The organism is Leeuwenhoekiella sp. ZYFB001, assembly GCF_011784865.1.
GTDB lineage: Bacteria > Bacteroidota > Bacteroidia > Flavobacteriales > Flavobacteriaceae > Leeuwenhoekiella > Leeuwenhoekiella palythoae.
In genome coordinates this window covers 199,410-218,860 of sequence record NZ_CP050460.1, presented here as the reverse complement: position 1 = coordinate 218,860, position 19,451 = coordinate 199,410, and the positions used below count along the sequence as shown (strand labels likewise).

Sequence of the window (19,451 nt, the reverse complement as noted above, 5' to 3'; positions counted from 1 at the left end):
AGCATCGTGATTCATGCAGCAAATCGTCAATTTTTTCATAAAGTACAGAAACTTTCTGCTCTATGCCTTTTTGCTGTTTATTTCGCTGGTTTTTACGATTCAGTCGCACTCGTATCATCGTAGCAAGTTTGTAAATTCAGCTAACTTCTTAAGCGGTGGAATCTACAGCAGTCTTGATAATATTACAGAGTACTTTGATTTAAAAGTGCACAATGCGCAGCTTGTTGAAGAAAACAACAGGTTACGCACCCGATTGCTTAACACGCGAGACAGCATTTCGCAAAAAATAGACACGGCTACTTTTCATAAGCGCTTCCGGTTTACGACCGCTAAAACTATTAATAACAACTATACGTTTAAGGACAATTTTCTAACGCTACGTGCCGGGACTAAAGACGGCCTGAAACAAGATTTAGGTGTGATCACCAGCAAAGGAATTGTAGGTATCGTAGATCGCGCTTCGGCTAATTATGCCACTGTGATAAGCATTCTTAATAGCAATTCACAGATCAATGCCAAGCTGAAGAAAAGTAATCACTTTGGTATTTTAGTATGGCGCGGCGGGGATCCTAATATAGTAGACCTTATCGATGTACAGTCTAAGGCTCCTGTTCAAAAAGGCGACACCATTGTTACCGGCGGAAAGTCAACCATCTTTCCGGAAGGTATTGGCATAGGCACCATCAAGTCTTTTGAGCTTGATCCTAGCGAAAACTTTTATAGTATTAAAGTTGAACTTTTTAACGACATGACAAACATTGGGTATGTGTATGTCATTGAAAATCTTGACCGAACCGAAATACAAACTCTAGAACAACAAACAGCAGATGAACAATAGTGTCACGCAAAACATACTGCGGTTTGTATTTCTTGTTTTGGTTCAAATCGCAATATTTAACAACATCAATTTTTTAGGGTATATCAATCCGTATCCCTACGTGTTGTTTATTATTTTATTTCCCATAGGTGATAACAAAGCCTTATTGTTGGCGCTAAGCTTTTTATTAGGGATCAGCATTGATATGTTTTGCAATAGTGGCGGAATGCACGCCGCCAGCTGTGTGACCATAGCCTATTTAAGACCTTGGATCTTACAATCTATTTTTGGCCTTGCTTATGAATATAACGCAGTCAAAGTGGTTAAAGCAGCTTTTGGACAACGCTTACTGTATACCACGATCTTAGTATTCTCACATCATTTGATATTATTTTTCCTCGAAAGTTTTAACTTTTCAGACATAATCTATATACTTAAAAAGACGTTGTTCAGTGGGGCCTTTACTGTGCTTCTTTGTATCATTCTAATAACCCTTTTTAGCGTTAAGCGTAGATGAGAAAAATTCTGCTTTTTTCTATTGTTTTAATTTCCGGAATCCTCCTAACAGGAAGGCTCTTTTATCTTCAGATTTTAGATACTTCCTATGCCAGTTTATCGGTAAACAATGCGATCAAGCGAATTTATGATTACCCGCAACGCGGCCACATCTATGATCGCAACGGTTCGCTATTAGTCAGCAACCAACCTTCGTATGATGTTATGGTTATTCCTCGAGAAGTAAAACCCTTTGACACTACCGAGTTTTGTGGCTTATTAAAAATGACGAAAGAAGCCTTGGTCAAGCGATTAGACAAAGCCCGTGTGTATTCTCCCAGACTTCCGTCTATTGTGATTCCGCAGCTTACAAAATCGGAGTACGCCTATTTGCAAGAAAAAATGCGTAAGTATGAAGGTTTTTACATTCAAAAACGCTCGTTGCGTGATTATCAGGTAGATTACGGTGCAAACTTTTTAGGCTATATCGCCGAAGTAAATCGTGCTGATATTGAAGATAACCCGTACTATCAATCAGGTGACTTAAAAGGGCGTACAGGTGTTGAACGCCAATACGAAGAAATTTTACGCGGAGTAAAAGGAGTTAAATACATTCAGAAAGATCGTTTCAACCGTGATATTGGCGCTTATAAAAACGGAAGCCTCGATACTATTCCCAAGCCTGGAAAAGACCTAACGCTTACCATTGACGCTGAGCTGCAAAAGTATGGCGAAGAGCTAATGGTAAATAAGCGCGGCGGAATTGTCGCCATTGAACCTTCAACAGGCGAAATTCTTGCCTTAGTAAGCGCACCTAATTTTGATCCCGCCCTGCTCGTTGGTAGAGAGCGTTCCCGCAACTTCACCAACTTATATTACGATTCTATTGCAAAACCACTTTTTGACCGCGGTTTACAAGCACAATATCCTCCGGGATCTCCCTTTAAAACCCTGAATGCACTTATTGCTTTACAGGAAGATGTGGTAGACCCTCAAGAAAGTTTTGCCTGCCATATGGGTTATTATTACGGTTCTAGAGGAAGAAAATTAGGCTGTCACAGCCACCCTAGTCCGTTGAGTATGGTACCAGGAATCGCAAACTCGTGCAATGCCTATTTTGCCAATGTGTATCGCCGCGTAATCGAGAAGTATGACACTCCACAGGAAGGTATGGACGTTTGGCACAATCACTTGGCAAGTTTTGGCCTTGGGCAATATATGGGAACCGATTTACCTACGGGCCGTCCCGGTTATATTCCTGATAGCGATTACTACAACAGAGCCTATGAATATCCTAAATACAAATGGTTTAGTACTGCTACGATCTCAAACTCTATCGGGCAGGGCGAAGTGAGTCTCACGCCTATTCAACTTGCAAATGTGACTGCCACCATTGCAAATAGAGGTTGGTTTTATACGCCGCACATTGTAAAAGATATCGAAGGTGAACACGACGCAATTCCTGAAAAATACCGCACCAAGAATTATACGACCATCGATGCTAAAAACTACGAACCTGTAGTTGAAGGAATGTCTGGCGCGTATAATTACGGTACAGCGGCAGGCGTACAGATCCCTGGAATTGAGATCTGCGGAAAAACAGGAACTGCTGAAAACTATACCAAAATAGACGGTAAACGTCAGCAGCTTACAGATCATTCGATTTTTGTAGCTTTTGCTCCTAAAGACAATCCTAAAATTGCTATCGCTGTTTTTGTTGAAAACGGTTATTGGGGTGGTCGCTACGGCGGAAAGATTGCCAGTCTAATGATCGAAAAGCATATAAAAGGTGAGATTACCCGTACCGATCTTGAAGACTGGATCTTAACGCACAGTCTTGAAGAAGAATACGCAAAACCCTTAAGCGGAAAGCCATTCCCAATTAATGATGGTAAAAAAATAAGTGGTAAAATCGAAGAAAAGCTCAAAAGTTAATGCGCAGTACAGCACGCAACGCACGCAATAATTTTGACTGGCTTCTTATAGTGATCTATCTAGCGCTGGTAGGTATTGGCTGGGTAAATATCTACTCTGCTTCTATTGATCCTTCTGGAGTTTCCAACTTTTTTGACCTCAGCAATCTATATACAAAGCAGCTGCTCTTTATAGCTTTGAGCTTACTGCTAATTGTGTTCATACTCTCACTGGAAGCCAAATTCTTTGAGCGGTTTGCCAGTGTGATCTACGTCGTTTCGATCGCCTCCTTACTAGGCCTTTTTGTCTTCGGAAAAAACATAAGTGGTGCAACCAGTTGGTATGCCTTTGGAAGCTTTAGTTTACAACCTAGTGAATTTGCCAAAGCAGCTACTGCTCTAGCCCTGGCCAAATATCTTAGCGATATTCAGACTGATGTAAAGTCATTCACCCACCAGTTTAGAGCTTTTATCATCATCGCTTTGCCTGCGCTTTGTATTGTACCGCAGCCTGACCCCGGAAGCGCACTTGTTTACGCAGCCTTTTTCTTTCCGCTTTATCGCGAAGGACTTTCTGGAATTTATTTAATTACCGGTTCCATTACCATCGCTTTGTTTGTTTTAACGCTTGCTTTTGGCCCTGTGTATATCATTGCCGGCATTGTGCTAATCGCTATTATTCTGCTCATCAAAAACCGAAAAAAGCGCTTTGGCAAACGTTATTTTTACATTCTGCCAATTGTATCTATGCTGTTTGTACTTTCGGTGAATTATATTTTTCAGAACGTTTTTGAACAGCGCCACAGAGACCGTTTTAATGTGGTATTGGGTAAAGATGTAGATATGAAAAGTATAGGTTATAATACCTATCAATCTGAAATTGCCATCGGCAACGGCGGACTGACCGGAAAAGGTTTTTTAAAGGGAACTCAAACTAAGGGAAACTTTGTGCCGGAGCAGCATACAGACTATATTTTTAGCACCGTAGGCGAAGAATGGGGATTTTTAGGAAGCACGCTGGTAATCCTTCTTTTTGTAGGCTTAATGCTGCGGATCATCATTCTTTCAGAACGGCAAAAGAGTCAGTTTAGCCGCATTTATGGTTACAGCATCGCCGGAATATTGTTTATACACTTCTTGGTGAACATCGGGATGGTTACCGGAGTTTTCCCTACTGTAGGTATCCCGCTGCCGTTTTTTAGCTATGGTGGTTCGGGGCTTTGGGGCTTCACCATTTTGCTGTTTATCTTTATTAAACTCGACAGCAATCGGGTTAATGAATGGTAACTAAAACACCCAGCGATCCACGGGTTTTTCAGCTTCTATTTTGTGTTCTACGGAATCTTCCAACTGCGGAAAAAAGTCAATTCCGGTTGCATTTTCTACCTCATCTACAGAGACCACAAACTGCTGAAGCGCTGCGTTACTTTCGCGATGCGGAATTAAAAAAGCCAAACAAGAGTAGCCTGAATCATTTTTCCGAAGGACGATCTTGTAAAAAGCACTAGGAACGACCACCTTCTCGGTTCCTATCGTACCCAAACCGTTAATTGTTAGTCCGCCGGTAATTACCGTTATCTTATTGTACCGCGAAGCCCAATCTCTAACTTGATGCTCCAACCGATTCCATATCCCCGCGTTGAACGCATTCAGTTGCGGACTGATATTACTGGTCAAAAAAGTTTCATTGTACGCCTGCGTGCTAAAGCTTCGGTCTCCGGCAGGGCATAAATGTCCGCGGTCATAACCGCTGTTTTTATAATTACGCCAGTCTGCCGCTCCCGTTTCTACGGCATTATCTACCATAAAATACGGCCTACTCAAACTCTTGCTGTTCTGCAGTTGGGATTTCTCTAAGGTGTAAGCCACCCAAGAGGCTTGCTCTGCAGCTTCATTATATGATAAGCTGTAGTACTGATGATGCACCAACGTTGCAGGCGCAGCTTCCGGAAGTAAAAAGCTTAATGCCGTTGACTTGATTTCCGCACCAGTGGCTACGTGTTGCTCTTTTTGCTTTTGATCTAAATGCTGATTTACAAGATAAATGATCGTAATAGCCACCATCATCAATAGCGGGTAAGTGTACTTTCTTCGCATAAATTATTTTACTCCTTTTACATCCAAAGCATCGCGTAAGGCATTACCCATAAGCATAAATGCCATCACTAAACTCATAATCGCCAGACCGGGAATAATTGCTAAATAGGCTTTCCCTAAAATAATATAAGAATAGTGATCTTTAATCATCGCTCCCCAACTTGGAATAGGCGGTTGTGCACCAATCCCTAAAAAGCTGAGTCCACTTTCTATAAGTATTGCGCTGGCAAAATTTGCGGCGCTGATCACAATTACCGGCGCCAAAATATTAGGGATAATATGTTTAAATAGAATGCGCATATTACCATAGCCAAGAGCACGAGCGGCGGTGACATATTGCGCTTCCTTAACGCTAAGAACCTGCCCTCTAACTACACGCGCTACTTCTACCCACATCGTAAGCCCTACAGCTATAAAAACCTGCCAGAAACCCTTCCCTAAGGCTAAAGTAATGGCAATTACTAGCAATAATGTAGGGATAGACCAAGTAACATTGATAATCCACATAATGAGTGCGTCTATTTTACCACCGTAATAGCCCGCGATTGCTCCTAAAACCACACCGATCAACAATGAGATCAAAACAGCCACAAAACCAATACTAAAAGAAATACGCGTACCTATGAGCATTCTACTCAGCAAATCACGACCGTATTTATCAGTACCCAGAAGAAAAACTTTTTCAGATATAAATTGTTCCTCGAAGTCTTTCTTAGCAACCTCTGTAATTCCAAAATCTTTTAAAGCAACTGCTTTGGTTAACTCGAGGTCTTCATCTTCAGAATAAGGCTTATATTCTACCTCATCCTCGTGCAAGGTCCAACTCGAGATCGGGATTTCTGTATCGGTATTGACCTTTCCATTCAACAGCGCTCCTAACCAAGTTTGCTTTTGATGGTCGGGCCCGGGAACATTCAGCATTTCTACACGAAATCCGGGCTTTTTAGAATGGATAGCCAAATGCATTTGATTGGCATTGCTCGAGTCGTCTGGTGCGATCAAATATGCAAATAAGGCGATCAAACCGCAGAGCACGATATATATAAAACTCAAAACGCCCCAGAAATTTCTTTTGAATTTCTGGAGCGCTAAATGAGTTAATGAACTTGAATGTTCTGCCATAGGTTAATCCCTAACGTCAGCCAATTTACCTCTTCTAATATTATTTACTTTAAGATCTTCTAACACGTTAATGGCTTCATCCATATACACATCTTTAGCAAGATCTTGATGCCAACGCTCACGCTTTTGTTTTAAAACCGTGTCGCTCTCAAATTTTTGAATTTCGTATGGAAGCGATTTAAACGTTAAGCCTGACTTATAATTGCGTAAGGAATCAAAGCGTTTAGCTTCCTCTTCATTTTGTTCCATTTTAGCAGAATATGCATCAATGTTTAAAGGCCAAACTGAATCATCTTGCTTGCTCTTGATCCATTTTGCATTTTCTTCAATCAATTGCAACTGCTTGTTTTTAGCCATACGCGCGTTACTGTTGCTGATGGTTTGATCATAATCTATATAACCATCCCAAACCTCATAATCAGCGGCAGCGATCTTATCCCAAGGTAACGGGTTGTCTAGATCTTTTTCACCAATATCAATGTAACTGAATTGGTCTGGAACCACTACATCACTTTTGACACCTTCTAATTGCGTTGAACCACCATTGATTCGGTAGAACTTCTGTGTAGTGATTTTTAAAGCTCCCATATCACCTAAATCATTCTGACGCAACCAACGGTTTAGGTCATATACATTTTGAACTGTTCCCTTTCCATAGGTTTGTTTACTACCTATAATCACAGCTCTTTTGTAATCTTGCATAGCAGCTGCAAGAATCTCACTTGCTGAAGCCGAAATTTCATTGACTAATATCACAAGAGGCTTATCCCATAAAATCTCAGGATCTTTATCCTTTAAAATTTCACTATCCGCACCATTTGATTTTACCTGTACAATAGGTCCTTCTTTAATGAATAAACCTGCGATATCTACCACAGTTGAAAGTGATCCTCCACCATTACTTCTTAAATCAATTACAAGACCATCTACATCCTGCTCTTTAAGACGAATAATCTCTTTCTTAACATCGGTAGCAGCATTGCGTTGCTCTGCATTCTGCATATCAAAATAGAACTTTGGTAAGTTGATCACACCGTACGTTCTATCGTCTTTATCTACAGTCGTGGTTTTAGCATAGGTTTCTTCAATCTCCACAACATCACGCGTGATTGCAATATTCTTGATAGAGCCATCCTTTTTCTTCACATTAAGGGTCACTACGGTTCCTTTAGGGCCTTTAATCAGCTCTACCGCATCATCTAAACGCATACCAACCACGCTAGTTGCAACATCTTCATCTGCCTGTTTTACCTTTAGAATAATGTCTCCCTCCTTAAGCTCTTCACCTCTCCAAGCTGGTCCACCAGAAATAATTTCGGTGATACTGATCTCGTTACTTTTTTTCTGAAGACGGGCTCCAATTCCTTGAAACTGACCACTCATTTGCATATCAAAACGATCTTTATCAACCGGCGCAAAATACGTGGTATGCGGGTCAAATTCTTCAACTATAGAGTTGATGTAAATCGAAAAGTAATCTTCTCGATCTAATTCATCTGCAAACTCAAAATATTCAACTAAAGATTGCTTGGTAGTCTCTCTCGTTTCTTTTTCAATTTCTGAATTTGATAACGGCGTATATCCTGTTGAGTCTTTAGCCTTTTTGGCTTCTTCTTCAATACGGTCGTAATACGTGCCAATGGTGTTGAACTTCAGTTGATTTTCCCAACGTGCCTTAAGCTCTTTTTGATTTTTAGCATAGTCTAAATTCTCATACTCTGTATCAATAGTTTCATCTTTAGAGTAATCAAATGGCTGAGATAAAATATCATCGTAAATCGCCTTTGACTCTTCCATACGTTCTCTAAGTCGTGTGTATGCTAAATCAAAAAAGCTAATATCTTCCTTTCTAATTTGATCATCTATCTGATCTTTATAGGCTTCGAATTCTTTGATATCACTTTTAAGGTAATAACGCTTTAGAGGATCTAAGGCAGTTACAAAATCATCAAAAACCTCCTCAGAGAATTCATCATTAAATTCTTTGGCATCATAGTGCCCTTTTTCGAGCACATAAGAAATTAAGCTAACGAGTACTTTATCTTTTCCGGGATCTTCATCACTTGTGGTAAAACTGCAAGAAGCTGCAGCTAACAGTAAGGCCAAAACGAGCACCTTCACATTTTTTATCATAATACGTTGCATTTTCATCTTTTACTAGCAATCTACATTAAAAACCGTGCCAGCGCTTAATTTTTCAGCTAACAATTTGTTAAACGTTAAGCCGGGCTATGGCTTGGTAATTTAGTATTTTAGCGTCAGAAAGCAAAACCAAATGACCGATCAAAAACCTCTTATATTAGTCACTAACGACGATGGCATCACGGCTCCCGGAATACGCAAATTAATCAGCATCATGCAAGAGCTTGGAGATGTGGTCGTTGTAGCTCCTGACAGCCCGCAAAGCGGTATGGGCCATGCTATAACTGTTAACGACACTATTTATTGCGACCCGGTAAAAGAATTTCAGGAGGACACGCACAAAGAGTACCGTTGCTCCGGCACACCAGCTGATTGTGTTAAGATCGCCGTACAAGAAATTATGCATCGCAAGCCTGACATTTGTGTCAGTGGTATAAATCACGGCTCTAATTCATCTATTAATGTCATTTATAGCGGTACTATGAGCGCAGCTGTAGAAGCAGGTGTAGAAGGAATTCCCGCAATTGGGTTTTCGCTACTCGATTATTCTATAGATGCTGATTTCTCGCATTGCGCGGCTTACGTAAAAAAGATCACGCAAGAAGTATTACAAAACGGATTGCCAAAAGGTGTTGTGCTCAACGTAAATATCCCAAAATTAAAATCCAGCGAAATAAGCGGCATTAAAGTGGGGCGTCAAGCTAATGCGCAATGGGTTGAAGATTTTGACAAGCGCACCAACCCAATGGGGCGAGATTACTATTGGTTGAGTGGCGAGTTTGTAAACGAAGATCAAGGTGAGGATACAGACGAGTGGGCTTTGGCTAACGGTTATGTTTCGGTGGTGCCTGTGCAATTTGATCTGACCGCGCATCATTTTATAGAAAAACTGAATGACTGGAAATTTAATGATTAACTATTCGTTCTACGGAAAACAATTACGCAATTCGTGAAATACTATATTATAGCAGGAGAAGCCAGTGGCGATTTACACGCAGCTAATTTGATGAAAGCAATTTTAGCCGAAGATCCACAGGCTGATTTTAGGTTCTGGGGTGGCGATTTGATGCAAAAAGTGGGCGGCACGCTCGTTAAACACTATCGCGATCTGGCATTTATGGGTTTCCTCGAAGTGCTTATGAATCTGCGCACGATCACTAAGAATCTAGCATTTTGTAAAAAAGACATCGCTCAGTTTAACCCCGATGTGATCATCTATATTGATTACCCCGGTTTTAATATGCGCATTGCAAAATGGGCGCGCCAAGAAGGCTATAAAAACCATTACTACATCTCTCCACAAATCTGGGCTTGGAAGGAAGGCCGTATAAAAGCAATCAAACAAGATGTTGACGCGATGTATGTGATTCTTCCGTTTGAGAAGCAATTTTATGAGGAGAAACATAACTTCCCGGTGCACTTTGTGGGACATCCCTTAATTGATGAGATCAGTGCACGTACACCGGTGATTCCTGAAAATTTCAGAAAGGAACACCAATTAGATGAGCGACCTATTATCGCACTACTACCCGGAAGCCGTAAGCAGGAAATTCAAAAAATGCTTGAGATTATGTTGAGCGTTACTCCTGATTTTCCCGATTATCAGTTTGTGATCGCCGGAGCCCCAAGTCAAGACCTTGACTTTTACGAACCGTTTTTAAAGAAGAATCGGGTTCATATCGTTATGAATCAAACCTATAATTTACTAGACGTCGCACACGCTGCGCTGGTAACTTCTGGCACAGCAACTCTAGAAACTGCACTTTTTAAAGTTCCTGAAGTCGTTTGTTATAAAGGTGGAAGAATTTCTTATGAGATCGCAAAACGCGTTATTAATCTCGATTACATTTCGTTAGTAAACCTGATTATGGATCGCGAAGTAGTAAAAGAATTAATTCAAACCGAATTCAATACCAAAACGCTTAAAAAAGCGTTAGCAGAGATTTTAGAAGAAGAAAAAAGAAAAGCACTTTTTTCAGAATATTATAAATTAGAAAAAAAGTTAGGCGGCGTAGGCGCAAGTGCCTCTACGGCTAAACTTATTGTAAATGCTATTCAGTCAAACTGACTCTAGATTGTATATGACCAGAACAAGCCTCTCTATAATTATAAGTATTGCTTTAGTAAGCTGCGGCGGAAGCAAAAAAGCGGTAAAATCTGCAACAACGGTAGAAAACACGAGATATATAGCTCCAGAAAAAAGTTCGGTCCCCACCTCTGATCCTTCAACGCGTGAATTGATGTATTTATCAGAAATAAAACCAAGTGAAGAAAATCAACTTCGATTCAATATCATCAAAAATGCGCGCCAGTATGAAGGCACGCCTTACAAGTACGGAGGCACAACTCCTAAAGGAATGGATTGCAGCGGACTCGTATACACCGCATTTCTGGAGGAAGGAATAAGCATTCCGCGTGTGAGCAGACATATTGCAGAAGAAGGCGAACGCATTAAAACCGATGATGTAATTCCCGGTGATTTATTGTTCTTCATTACCGGCAGACGCAGCCGTCAAATCAATCACGTGGGTATTGTGGTTGATGTTTTACCGGGGCAAATTCTTTTTATCCACTCCTCTACCTCTCAAGGTGTGATCGTCTCTTCGCTTAATGAAGGCTACTGGAACAATGCCTTTAAAGAAGCCCGAAGAATTATGTAACTCATTGATTTTTTGACTAGTATTGCAAAGTATTAACCCACTTCTTGTTGCCATTTGTTATGAAAGGCATCAACATAACACTTTGCATTGCCCTACTGGGTTTGATCTCAGGTATCCTCTTATGCCCGGTTTTGAACTTCAGCTTGCTCATAGAATTCATTGTATTTTTAAGTTGCTTTTTCAGTTTCCTTAGTCTTCATTTTATTTTTAAACGGAAACACATCTACAGTGTTTTTACAGCATTCGCAGCATTTTTGCTTTTTGTTTCTATTGGTGTTTTACTAGTTACGCTTTCTGATCCTTTGCTCAAAGAATCGCATTACAACAAAACTTTAGCCTTTGATCAACCTCAAACGATCTTGCTTGAAATTGACGAAAAACTCAAACCCGGTTTTTACGACTCTAAATATGTAGCCCGCGTACTTCAAATTCAGAATAAACCGGCAACCGGAAAACTGATTGTAAATATCGAAAAAGACAGTGCCAAACCAGCGTCAGATCTCCGAGTAGGGCAATACATCCTAACAAAAACAGCTGCGCAAAAGATCGCACCACCTCGTAATCCGTTTCAATTTGATTACAAAGCCTATCTCGAACAACGAGGTATTTTTGCTGCAATAACAGTATCTAAGCAAGAGTTGCTACAACTTCCTAATAAAAGGAATTCGCCACAATCCTTTGCAGATCATCTACGCTCAAGTCTGAATGCCAAACTAGACCGTTTTACAATGCATCCGGACAACAGAGCGGTTTTGAACGCACTTGTATTAGGACAACGCCAAGAGCTCTCTACCGACTTGCAGAATGATTACGCCAACGCCGGAGTCATTCACATACTAGCTGTGTCTGGCCTTCACGTGGGAATCCTTATGCTTATAGTACAATTTCTGCTTAAACCACTAGGCAACTATCGGCGCAGCCGCATTCTAAAAACACTAATCGTTTTATTAGGGATCTGGGGGTTTGCGTTAATCACCGGCTTCTCGCCCTCGGTATTAAGAGCCGCAACAATGTTCACCTTCATTCAAGCTGGATTCTTTTTTAATCAGCGAAAAGCAGGATTCAATGCGCTGATCGCTTCGGCATTTGTATTGCTGGCGATCAGACCAAGATTACTGTTTGAAGTAGGTTTTCAATTGAGTTATGCAGCGGTCTTTGCCATCCTGTGGCTCTATCCAAAATTTGAAAAATTAGGTCTCCCGAGGAATAAGCTACTACAGTATTACTGGAAAATCATTTTGGTCAGTCTCGCCGCACAAATAGGCGTACTGCCGCTAAGCCTATTTTATTTTCACCAATTCCCGGGAGTATTTCTTATAGCCAATTGTGTCGTGTTGCCCTTTTTAGGTTTTATTCTAATTTATGGCTTGATCCTACTGATTGCAGCAGCGCTTAACCTGCTTCCTAAATTTGCAGTTGATTGTTATGATCTGATCCTGACTTGGCTTAATACCTTTATAAAAGGGTTGGCGAGTCTTGATGTATTCCTAATCGAAAACATTTATTTCTCGTTACCGCTAGTCATTCTATCGTACCTTTTAATTTTTTCCGCGGAAAACTTTAGCCGAAGGTTTAGTTTTAAAAACATAAGCCTGCTACTTCTAGTGCTTATAAGTTTTCCTGTCACGCTTTGCCTTACTGAATTCGCCCAAAGGCAACCTAAGTTTTACATTCTTCATCAATACCAAACCAGTCTGTTTTCTTATCAAAATGAACAACTTGAATTCACTTATTACACCGAATCAGATCGCGAACCACCTCAACAACTTTTAAACCAGTTTAAAACCCATCAGCAGGTTGCTGCTGCGCAAGCAGCTAAGCTGAAACACTTCTACCACATTAAAGAACAGACTATTTTTCGAATAGATAGCAGTGCCGTTTTTGATATCTCGAAGCTTGAACCCGATTTTATTGTTCTTACTCAGTCTCCAAAAGTGAATCTGGATCGGGTTACTGAACGTTATCCAAATGCGGTTTACATTGCTGACGGAAGCAACTACAAAAGTTATGTAGCGCGCTGGGAAGCTACTTGTACAAAAAAGAAAATCCCTTTTCACAATACGTATGAAAAGGGATTTTATAAGATAGAGTAGTTACTTTTTAGCTCTTAAACGTACTTTCAAAATTAGATTGATATTCCTCCCAAGCTTCAGCAGTCGTGATTTCTAAATAGTCGTCAGACTCGATCATCTTCAGAAAAAGTTCTAACTGCTGTGGTGTTTTATAACCGGGCAACGGCTGAATCAAATTGCCTTTTTCATCAAAAAATACTATGCTGGGGTACGCATTTATTTTCATTGCATGCGCAAATAAATGCTGACTGTTGCGTCCTTTTCGTTTAGGATCATAATTAGGGTTCGTGTACACAAAATCTTGATAATCTATAGACTCTGTTCCTTCTGCATTAAATTTTACCGCATAGTAATTTTGATTCACATACTTTGCGACATCAGGATTCTGAAAGGTGTTTTTATCCAGTAATTTGCACGGCCCGCACCAATCTGTATACACATCCATAAAGATCTTGCGAGGCTCTTTTTTCTGAGCTTTAAGCGCCTCTCCAAAACTCATCCATTTTATTTTTTCTTGTGCTGAAAGGCTTCCGGCACTACAAATGGCAATCATTAAAAAAACTATAACTCGTTGCATATATTATTTTTAGGGTGGTAATTCAAAAAACAGACCGTTTTAATGAATTCCGTGCATTAATTTCTTCAGTAAAGGGTGTAACAAAATTATTAAAACTCCTGCTCCTCCCGGAATTAAAAAGAATAATAAAAAGAAGGTTGACAAACTATATTCTTGAGTAACCTGATCGATCATTCCACCGGTGCTTCCGGCCAACTTGTTTCCGATAGCTATTGCCAGGTACCAAACTCCGTACATCATTGCGATCATTCTACCGGGAACCAATTTACTTACGTAGGAAAGCCCCACCGGAGACAGACAAAGTTCTCCCATCGTATGAAAGTAATAGGCAAGAATCAACCAAATGATACTTACAGCCGCAGTTTGCGCACCCTGCGGAATATCGCTAGCACCGTATGCCAGAGCCGCAAAACCAGTACCAAGAAGTATGAGTCCGACCCCATATTTTACAGCCACACTGGGGTTATATTTTGATTCCCAAACTTTAGAAAAAAGTGGTGCAAAAATGATGATAAATAAAGAGTTTAATACACTAAACCAAGAAGCAGGTACTTCAGGAGATTCTGCAGTGTACTGCTCGTAAAGCATCGTCAATACAAGTCCCCAGATTATTAAAAAGCTTGCTCCAAGAATGATATTTGCCCACTTATAATTTTTGAACGTTTGCTTAAACAACAAGTATAACACCCAAGTGATTACCCCTAGCGGAATGATCGTGATCAACGTGTTTGCGATTCTAAAAATGGTCCCTGCGCTTCCTTCTAAAACGCGGTCTGTGTAATCATTTGCAAAAATGGTCATCGACCCACCGGCTTGCTCAAAAGCTGCCCAGAAAAAAATGGTGAAGAAGGCAAAAATAGATACTGCGATCATTCGGTCGCGCACCACGGTCGTATAGCGAACAATTCTGGCTACAACCAATACCAGAAATACTAAAAGCGCTAGAAGAATCATAATGTTACTTCCGGAAAGACTACCTACTTCAAACGCAAAAACATCAGTGCCGCCTATTTTTGACATGGGATCATTAATGATCCACACCAACCCGATAAGCGCACTTACAGCGATTAATAGTTTATCGATCGCCGTAAACGGATTTCTTTTAACCGAAGGATCTTCGGTCACTTCTTTACTTTCGGTTTTAACAGGCTTCTTCCCTACTTCACCAAATATTCCTTGGGCAAAATAAAACTGAAGCATTCCTGCAAACATGAAAATTCCGGCCAGACCGAAGCCCCAATGCCAACCCCATTGCTCACCCAGGTAGCCACACAGTAAAATCCCTAAAAAAGCACCGGCATTAACACCCATATAGTAAATGGTGTATGCGCCGTCTTTTTTATGCTCGTGATTGGCATACATCTCTGAAATGATCGAAGTCATCGTTGGCTTAAAAAAGCCATTACCTGCACATAAGAAGAACAGTCCAAGATATAATGCAAACTCGCTATCAACCGCCATTGACGCATGACCTAAGGTCATCAACAAAGCCCCTACAACCACTGCCATCCGATACCCGATGATTCTGTCGGCAATATAACCGCCCAGAATAGGTGTTAGATACACCATAGAGGTGTAAGTTCCGTAGAGCGACAAGGCGTGCTCTCTTGGCCACGCCCAACCTTCTTCAAACAGCGAAGCCGTTAAAAATAAAACCAGCAGTGCGCGCATCCCGTAATACGAAAAGCGCTCCCACATTTCGGTAAAAAATAAAACAAATAATCCGGCGGGATGACCCAACACCGGATTTTTGAAAAATTGTTCTGTAGACGTAGTTGCCATTTGAACGTTTCTGTATTAGTTAATATCAGGATCTGCGAGTTCATACTCCTCTTGCTCCAGCATCTCACGCTCGTTATCTTCGGCACCGTGAGTAAGCTTTTCTAATTTCTTTCTAAAAACTAAAACCAGTAAAGCAAAAGCGATACAGAAAACTGCGATTCCGGTAAAAATGGTATACTCACCCAACTCAGAAGCAGACTCTCCTAAAAGTCCGGCTACTTTGTTACCAAAACCTGTCATTGCAAAATAAACGCCCATCATTATAGACGCATATTTTAAAGGCGCAAGTTTAGTAATGTATGAAAGCGCAACCGGCGAAAGACAAAGTTCTCCAACAGTATGGAATAAATAAGCCAATACCAACCAGTACATTGCTGACGCTCCGTTCGCTTGAAATTGCGCAGAAGCAGCTGTCATAAAAAAGAATCCAGACCCCATAATTATAAGTCCCATTGTCATTTTAAATAGAGAGGTAGCAGTTTTTCCTTTGAGTTTACGCTTTGCCCAAAAACCAGCCACTGATGTTCCTAGCAAAATGATAAATAACGCATTTAAAGATTGGAACCAAGATGCAGGTACTTCATTACCGATAAATGGTAAAGCGAAAGAAAGCGTTCTATCTGTTTTTTCAGAAGCATAAATATTCATCAAACCACCGGCTTGCTCAAAAGCACCCCAAAAAACGATCACCATTAAGAAAGAAACTAATAAAACGATCACACGGTCCTTTTCAATTTTACTTAATGGGCGCTTACTCGCTGCAAGTTCTTCAGGATCTGTAGACGAACCTAAAAAGTTTCCTACACGCTTAAGGTATTTCTGACCTAGCATATATTGCAAGAGCCCTAAAGCCATTCCAATTCCTGCAAGACCAAAACCATAATGCCAGCCGTAAACTTCACCTACAGTACCAACTACCAAACTTGAGATGAAAGCACCTAAATTGATTCCGATGTAGAAAATAGTAAATCCTTTATCTCGACGAATATCTCCTTGCTTATACAGACCACCAACCATTGTGGAGATGTTTGGTTTTAACATCCCAACTCCGGCGATAATCAAACCAAGCCCTGTATAAAACGCCCACATTTGTTCAACCGCAAGAATACCGTGCCCGGCAACAAGAAGAATCCCCCCGTAAAGCACAGATTTTTTCTGACCCAAATATTTATCGGCGATCCAACCTCCCGGAATGGAAGAAACATAAACTAGCATTGTGTATGTACCGTAAAGCGAAAGCGCTTCGGCATTGGTCCATCCTAAACCGGGATTTCCAGATGCTGTTTCTGCCACTAAATACAATACCAAAATTGCCCGCATTCCGTAATAGGAAAAGCGCTCCCACATTTCTGTGAAGAATAAAATATACAGTCCTACCGGATGCCCAAACAATTCTTTCTGTTTAGGAAGTTGTGCTGATTGTGCCATAAGTGCTTATAAATTTTCTTTAATGAAATTTGTCATTTTAGTATACAGATGCAAGCGCGTGTTGCCGCCATAAATCCCGTGATTTTTATCAGGATAGATCGCCCAGTCAAACTGCTTATTAGCTTGCACTAAAGCTTCGATCAAACGCATACTGTTTTGAACGTGTACGTTATCATCTGCACTACCGTGTACCAATAAAAACTTACCTTCTAATTTGTCTACGTGAGAAAGCGGAGAGTTATTGTCATAGCCCGAAGCATTTTCCTGCGGAGTCGTCATATAACGCTCTGTATAAATCGAATCGTAAAATCTCCAGCTGGTTACCGGCGCAACAGCAATTGCCATTTTAAAGGTGTCTGCTCCTTGAAAAATACAGTTAGAAGCCATAAAACCACCGTAGCTCCATCCCCAAATACCTATGCGGTCTGCATCTACATAATCACGCTCGCCCAATGCCTGCGCAGCAGCGATCTGATCTTCAACCTCATATTTACCCAATTCTTTTTGGGTCATTTTCTTAAAGTCACGCCCTTTTAATCCGGTTCCTCGAGGGTCTACACAAACAATAATATAGCCTTCCTGAGCCAGCATTTGAAACCAATATCCGTTACCGGCGCTCCAGCTGTTTGCCACACTTTGCGATCCCGGCCCGGAATATTGGGTCATAAATACAGGATACTTTTTATTAGGATCAAAATCCTTCGGCTTGATCATATACGCATTAAGCTCTTCTCCATTTACAGGAAGCGTAAAGAATTCTTTTTCTGAAATTACATAGTCAGCAAATTGATCTTTTAAAGCTTGATTGTCTTTGATCTTGCGAACTACATCTCCATCTTCAGCATCATTTAATGTAAACACATATGGTGTTTCGGCGTCAGAAAAGCTATTGATGAAATAGGTGAAATCTGTGCTGAAATTAGCCGAGTTGGTTCCCGCTTTTGCAGCAAGGGCTTCTTTGCCTTTTCCGTTAACTTTAATTGAATACACGCCGCGGTTAATTGAACCGTTTTCTGAACTCTGATAAAATACGCGTTTACTTTTAGGATCATAACCGTAGTAACTAGTCACTTCCCAAGGTCCTTGGGTAACCTGATTTTTTAACTTTCCGTTTTTATCATAAAGATAAATATGATTCCAGCCGTCTTTTTCGCTGGTCCAAATGAAATCATTATCCTCTAAAAAAGTAAGATTATCAGTTACATCAACATAAGCATCGTCTTTGTCTGAAAGGATGAGTTTGGCTTCTGCCGAAGTCCCGTCAACAAAAAGAAGGTTGATATCGTTTTGTTTGCGGTTTGTGGTTTGTACTGCTAGTACGTTTGCTTCCGGCGTCCACTCTAAACGCGGAATATAATAGTTCTGGAATCCTCTTAAATCTACCGCTTTTGTTTCGGCTGAAGCTACATCGTAAATATGCAGACTTACAGTGGCGTTGGTTTCTCCGGCTTTTGGATACTTGAACGTATCTTTAGAAGGGTATAATTCATTTCCGAAGACATCCATTGAAAATTCTGGAACTTCGCTTTCATCAAATCGAATGTACGCGATTTTATCTCCGCTTGCATTCCAATCAAAAGCTCTTACAAACGCAAATTCTTCTTCATAAACCCAATCGGTGATTCCGTTGATCACTTTATTTTTAGCTCCGTCTGTAGTTACTTGTGTGGTCGATCCGCTAGACAGATCTTTAATATAAATATTGTTATCCCGGCCATAGGCTACTTTTGAAGCATCTGGCGAGAAAGTAGGCTCCTGAATAGCTTCTTCAGCAACCTGAACCAATTCTTTGGTCTCTAGATCATAAACGTAATAAACGCCTAACGATGAGCGACGGTAGATAGAGCGTAATTTTGTACTCAGTAAAGCTTTGCTCTCATCTGCACTCAGCGTGTAACCAATAAAGTAATCTAGCCCATCGATCTCGCTTGAATTGATCAAGGTATTTACTTTTTCACCGGTTTTATAACTATAAACATCTAGTGTTTTTGTTCCTGTGTTGCGGTCGGTATTGAGAACGGCATATTCTTTCCCGTTATTCATAGAATGCAGTCGGTCAAGATATTGCATTCTAAAGGTGCCGTCGTAAATTTCTTCTAGGGTGATATTCTTTTGCTGTGCAGTGACCACTCCCGCTACCAGCAATAATAGCAAAAGGGTAGTTTTTCTAATATTCATAGTTATTATATCGTAAAAAATAGACCGCCAATTTTACTAAAAATTAACTAAAGAACCGTCAATTTCGTTGTTAAATACGCAGTGATTTGCGTAAAATACTGCGTTGGTTTATCATTTTTATTACGGAAGGTCATTGTCGTTTTTTAAATGGGTTTCACCAATTGCCCT

Annotated in this window: 15 protein-coding genes; 8 read left to right on the top strand and 7 right to left on the bottom strand. The window is 40.5% G+C overall.

What is annotated here, in order from left to right; translation table 11 throughout:
* Positions 1-13: 13 nt before the first annotated feature.
* The 4 genes from mreC to rodA are packed head-to-tail and all read left to right on the top strand — an operon-like array spanning position 14 to position 4,512.
* Positions 14-838, top strand: a complete 825-nt coding sequence (gene mreC / locus HCN54_RS00825; protein WP_072984328.1) for a rod shape-determining protein MreC — start codon at positions 14-16, stop codon at positions 836-838.
* A complete protein-coding gene (locus HCN54_RS00820) occupies positions 828-1,334 on the top strand; it encodes a rod shape-determining protein MreD (RefSeq protein ID WP_167596184.1) in 507 nt (168 codons plus the stop codon). Before mreC ends, HCN54_RS00820 begins: the two co-directional genes overlap by 11 nt.
* On the top strand, positions 1,331-3,247 hold the full coding sequence (gene mrdA, locus HCN54_RS00815) for a penicillin-binding protein 2 (RefSeq protein ID WP_072984332.1): 1,917 nt from the start codon (positions 1,331-1,333) through the stop codon (positions 3,245-3,247). Before HCN54_RS00820 ends, mrdA begins: the two co-directional genes overlap by 4 nt.
* Positions 3,247-4,512, top strand: coding sequence for a rod shape-determining protein RodA (gene rodA / locus HCN54_RS00810; protein WP_167596183.1), 1,266 nt, complete (start codon positions 3,247-3,249; stop codon positions 4,510-4,512). Before mrdA ends, rodA begins: the two co-directional genes overlap by 1 nt.
* Here the strand turns inward: rodA and HCN54_RS00805 are convergent, their stop codons facing one another.
* From HCN54_RS00805 to HCN54_RS00795, 3 genes are read right to left on the bottom strand one after another with little or no spacing between them, the layout of a single operon-like run.
* Complete coding sequence (locus tag HCN54_RS00805; protein ID WP_167596182.1) at positions 4,513-5,322, bottom strand: DNA/RNA non-specific endonuclease; 810 nt, start codon at positions 5,320-5,322, stop codon at positions 4,513-4,515.
* Positions 5,323-5,325: 3 nt separating this feature from the next.
* Entirely contained in the window at positions 5,326-6,444 is a 1,119-nt protein-coding gene (locus tag HCN54_RS00800; RefSeq protein WP_167596181.1) for an ABC transporter permease, read from the bottom strand.
* 3 nt (positions 6,445-6,447) lie between these two features.
* The gene (locus HCN54_RS00795) at positions 6,448-8,595 is read right to left on the bottom strand and encodes a carboxy terminal-processing peptidase (RefSeq protein ID WP_225597705.1); all 2,148 of its coding nucleotides are present in this window, start codon (positions 8,593-8,595) and stop codon (positions 6,448-6,450) included.
* A gap of 124 nt (positions 8,596-8,719) precedes the next feature.
* Between HCN54_RS00795 and surE the strand changes: the two genes are divergently transcribed.
* Genes surE through HCN54_RS00775 form a run of 4 tightly spaced genes read left to right on the top strand, consistent with a single transcriptional unit; the run spans position 8,720 to position 13,339 of the window.
* Positions 8,720-9,502, top strand: coding sequence for a 5'/3'-nucleotidase SurE (gene surE, locus HCN54_RS00790; RefSeq protein ID WP_167596180.1), 783 nt, complete (start codon positions 8,720-8,722; stop codon positions 9,500-9,502).
* Positions 9,503-9,535: 33 nt separating this feature from the next.
* Positions 9,536-10,654, top strand: a complete 1,119-nt coding sequence (gene lpxB / locus HCN54_RS00785) for a lipid-A-disaccharide synthase (protein ID WP_167596179.1) — start codon at positions 9,536-9,538, stop codon at positions 10,652-10,654.
* Entirely contained in the window at positions 10,635-11,246 is a 612-nt protein-coding gene (locus HCN54_RS00780; RefSeq protein ID WP_240924920.1) for a C40 family peptidase, read from the top strand. Before lpxB ends, HCN54_RS00780 begins: the two co-directional genes overlap by 20 nt.
* Positions 11,247-11,293: 47 nt before the next feature.
* Positions 11,294-13,339 carry a ComEC/Rec2 family competence protein gene (locus HCN54_RS00775; protein ID WP_167596178.1) on the top strand — a complete coding sequence of 682 codons (2,046 nt, stop codon included), beginning with the start codon at positions 11,294-11,296 and terminating at the stop codon, positions 13,337-13,339.
* Between the two features lie 7 nt (positions 13,340-13,346).
* On the opposite strand, the gene HCN54_RS00770 is transcribed toward HCN54_RS00775, so the two are convergent.
* From HCN54_RS00770 to HCN54_RS00755, 4 genes are read right to left on the bottom strand one after another with little or no spacing between them, the layout of a single operon-like run.
* Positions 13,347-13,895 (bottom strand): thioredoxin family protein, encoded by a 549-nt coding sequence (locus HCN54_RS00770; protein WP_167596177.1) that lies wholly within the window; start codon positions 13,893-13,895, stop codon positions 13,347-13,349.
* 39 nt (positions 13,896-13,934) lie between these two features.
* Positions 13,935-15,677 (bottom strand): peptide MFS transporter, encoded by a 1,743-nt coding sequence (locus tag HCN54_RS00765; protein ID WP_167596176.1) that lies wholly within the window; start codon positions 15,675-15,677, stop codon positions 13,935-13,937.
* A 15-nt stretch (positions 15,678-15,692) separates the two neighbouring features.
* Positions 15,693-17,105 carry a peptide MFS transporter gene (locus HCN54_RS00760; protein WP_072984352.1) on the bottom strand — a complete coding sequence of 471 codons (1,413 nt, stop codon included), beginning with the start codon at positions 17,103-17,105 and terminating at the stop codon, positions 15,693-15,695.
* A gap of 6 nt (positions 17,106-17,111) precedes the next feature.
* Positions 17,112-19,283: a S9 family peptidase gene (locus HCN54_RS00755; RefSeq protein ID WP_167596175.1), complete on the bottom strand. Its 2,172-nt coding sequence runs from the start codon at positions 19,281-19,283 to the stop codon at positions 17,112-17,114.
* Positions 19,284-19,451: the final 168 nt, after the last annotated feature.

What these genes read in the sequence shown, in the direction of transcription:
- HCN54_RS00765 (WP_167596176.1), bottom strand. Translation starts at nt 15,677, where the DNA reads ATGGCAACTACGTCTACAGAACAATTTTTCAAAAATCCGGTGTTGGGT.
- HCN54_RS00780 (WP_240924920.1), top strand. Translation starts at nt 10,635, where the DNA reads ATGCTATTCAGTCAAACTGACTCTAGATTGTATATGACCAGAACAAGC.
- mreC (WP_072984328.1), top strand. Translation starts at nt 14, where the DNA reads ATGCAGCAAATCGTCAATTTTTTCATAAAGTACAGAAACTTTCTGCTC.
- HCN54_RS00760 (WP_072984352.1), bottom strand. Translation starts at nt 17,105, where the DNA reads ATGGCACAATCAGCACAACTTCCTAAACAGAAAGAATTGTTTGGGCAT.
- HCN54_RS00755 (WP_167596175.1), bottom strand. Translation starts at nt 19,283, where the DNA reads ATGAATATTAGAAAAACTACCCTTTTGCTATTATTGCTGGTAGCGGGA.
- HCN54_RS00805 (WP_167596182.1), bottom strand. Translation starts at nt 5,322, where the DNA reads ATGCGAAGAAAGTACACTTACCCGCTATTGATGATGGTGGCTATTACG.
- HCN54_RS00770 (WP_167596177.1), bottom strand. Translation starts at nt 13,895, where the DNA reads ATGCAACGAGTTATAGTTTTTTTAATGATTGCCATTTGTAGTGCCGGA.
- HCN54_RS00800 (WP_167596181.1), bottom strand. Translation starts at nt 6,444, where the DNA reads ATGGCAGAACATTCAAGTTCATTAACTCATTTAGCGCTCCAGAAATTC.
- rodA (WP_167596183.1), top strand. Translation starts at nt 3,247, where the DNA reads ATGCGCAGTACAGCACGCAACGCACGCAATAATTTTGACTGGCTTCTT.
- surE (WP_167596180.1), top strand. Translation starts at nt 8,720, where the DNA reads ATGACCGATCAAAAACCTCTTATATTAGTCACTAACGACGATGGCATC.
- HCN54_RS00820 (WP_167596184.1), top strand. Translation starts at nt 828, where the DNA reads ATGAACAATAGTGTCACGCAAAACATACTGCGGTTTGTATTTCTTGTT.
- mrdA (WP_072984332.1), top strand. Translation starts at nt 1,331, where the DNA reads ATGAGAAAAATTCTGCTTTTTTCTATTGTTTTAATTTCCGGAATCCTC.
- HCN54_RS00795 (WP_225597705.1), bottom strand. Translation starts at nt 8,595, where the DNA reads ATGAAAATGCAACGTATTATGATAAAAAATGTGAAGGTGCTCGTTTTG.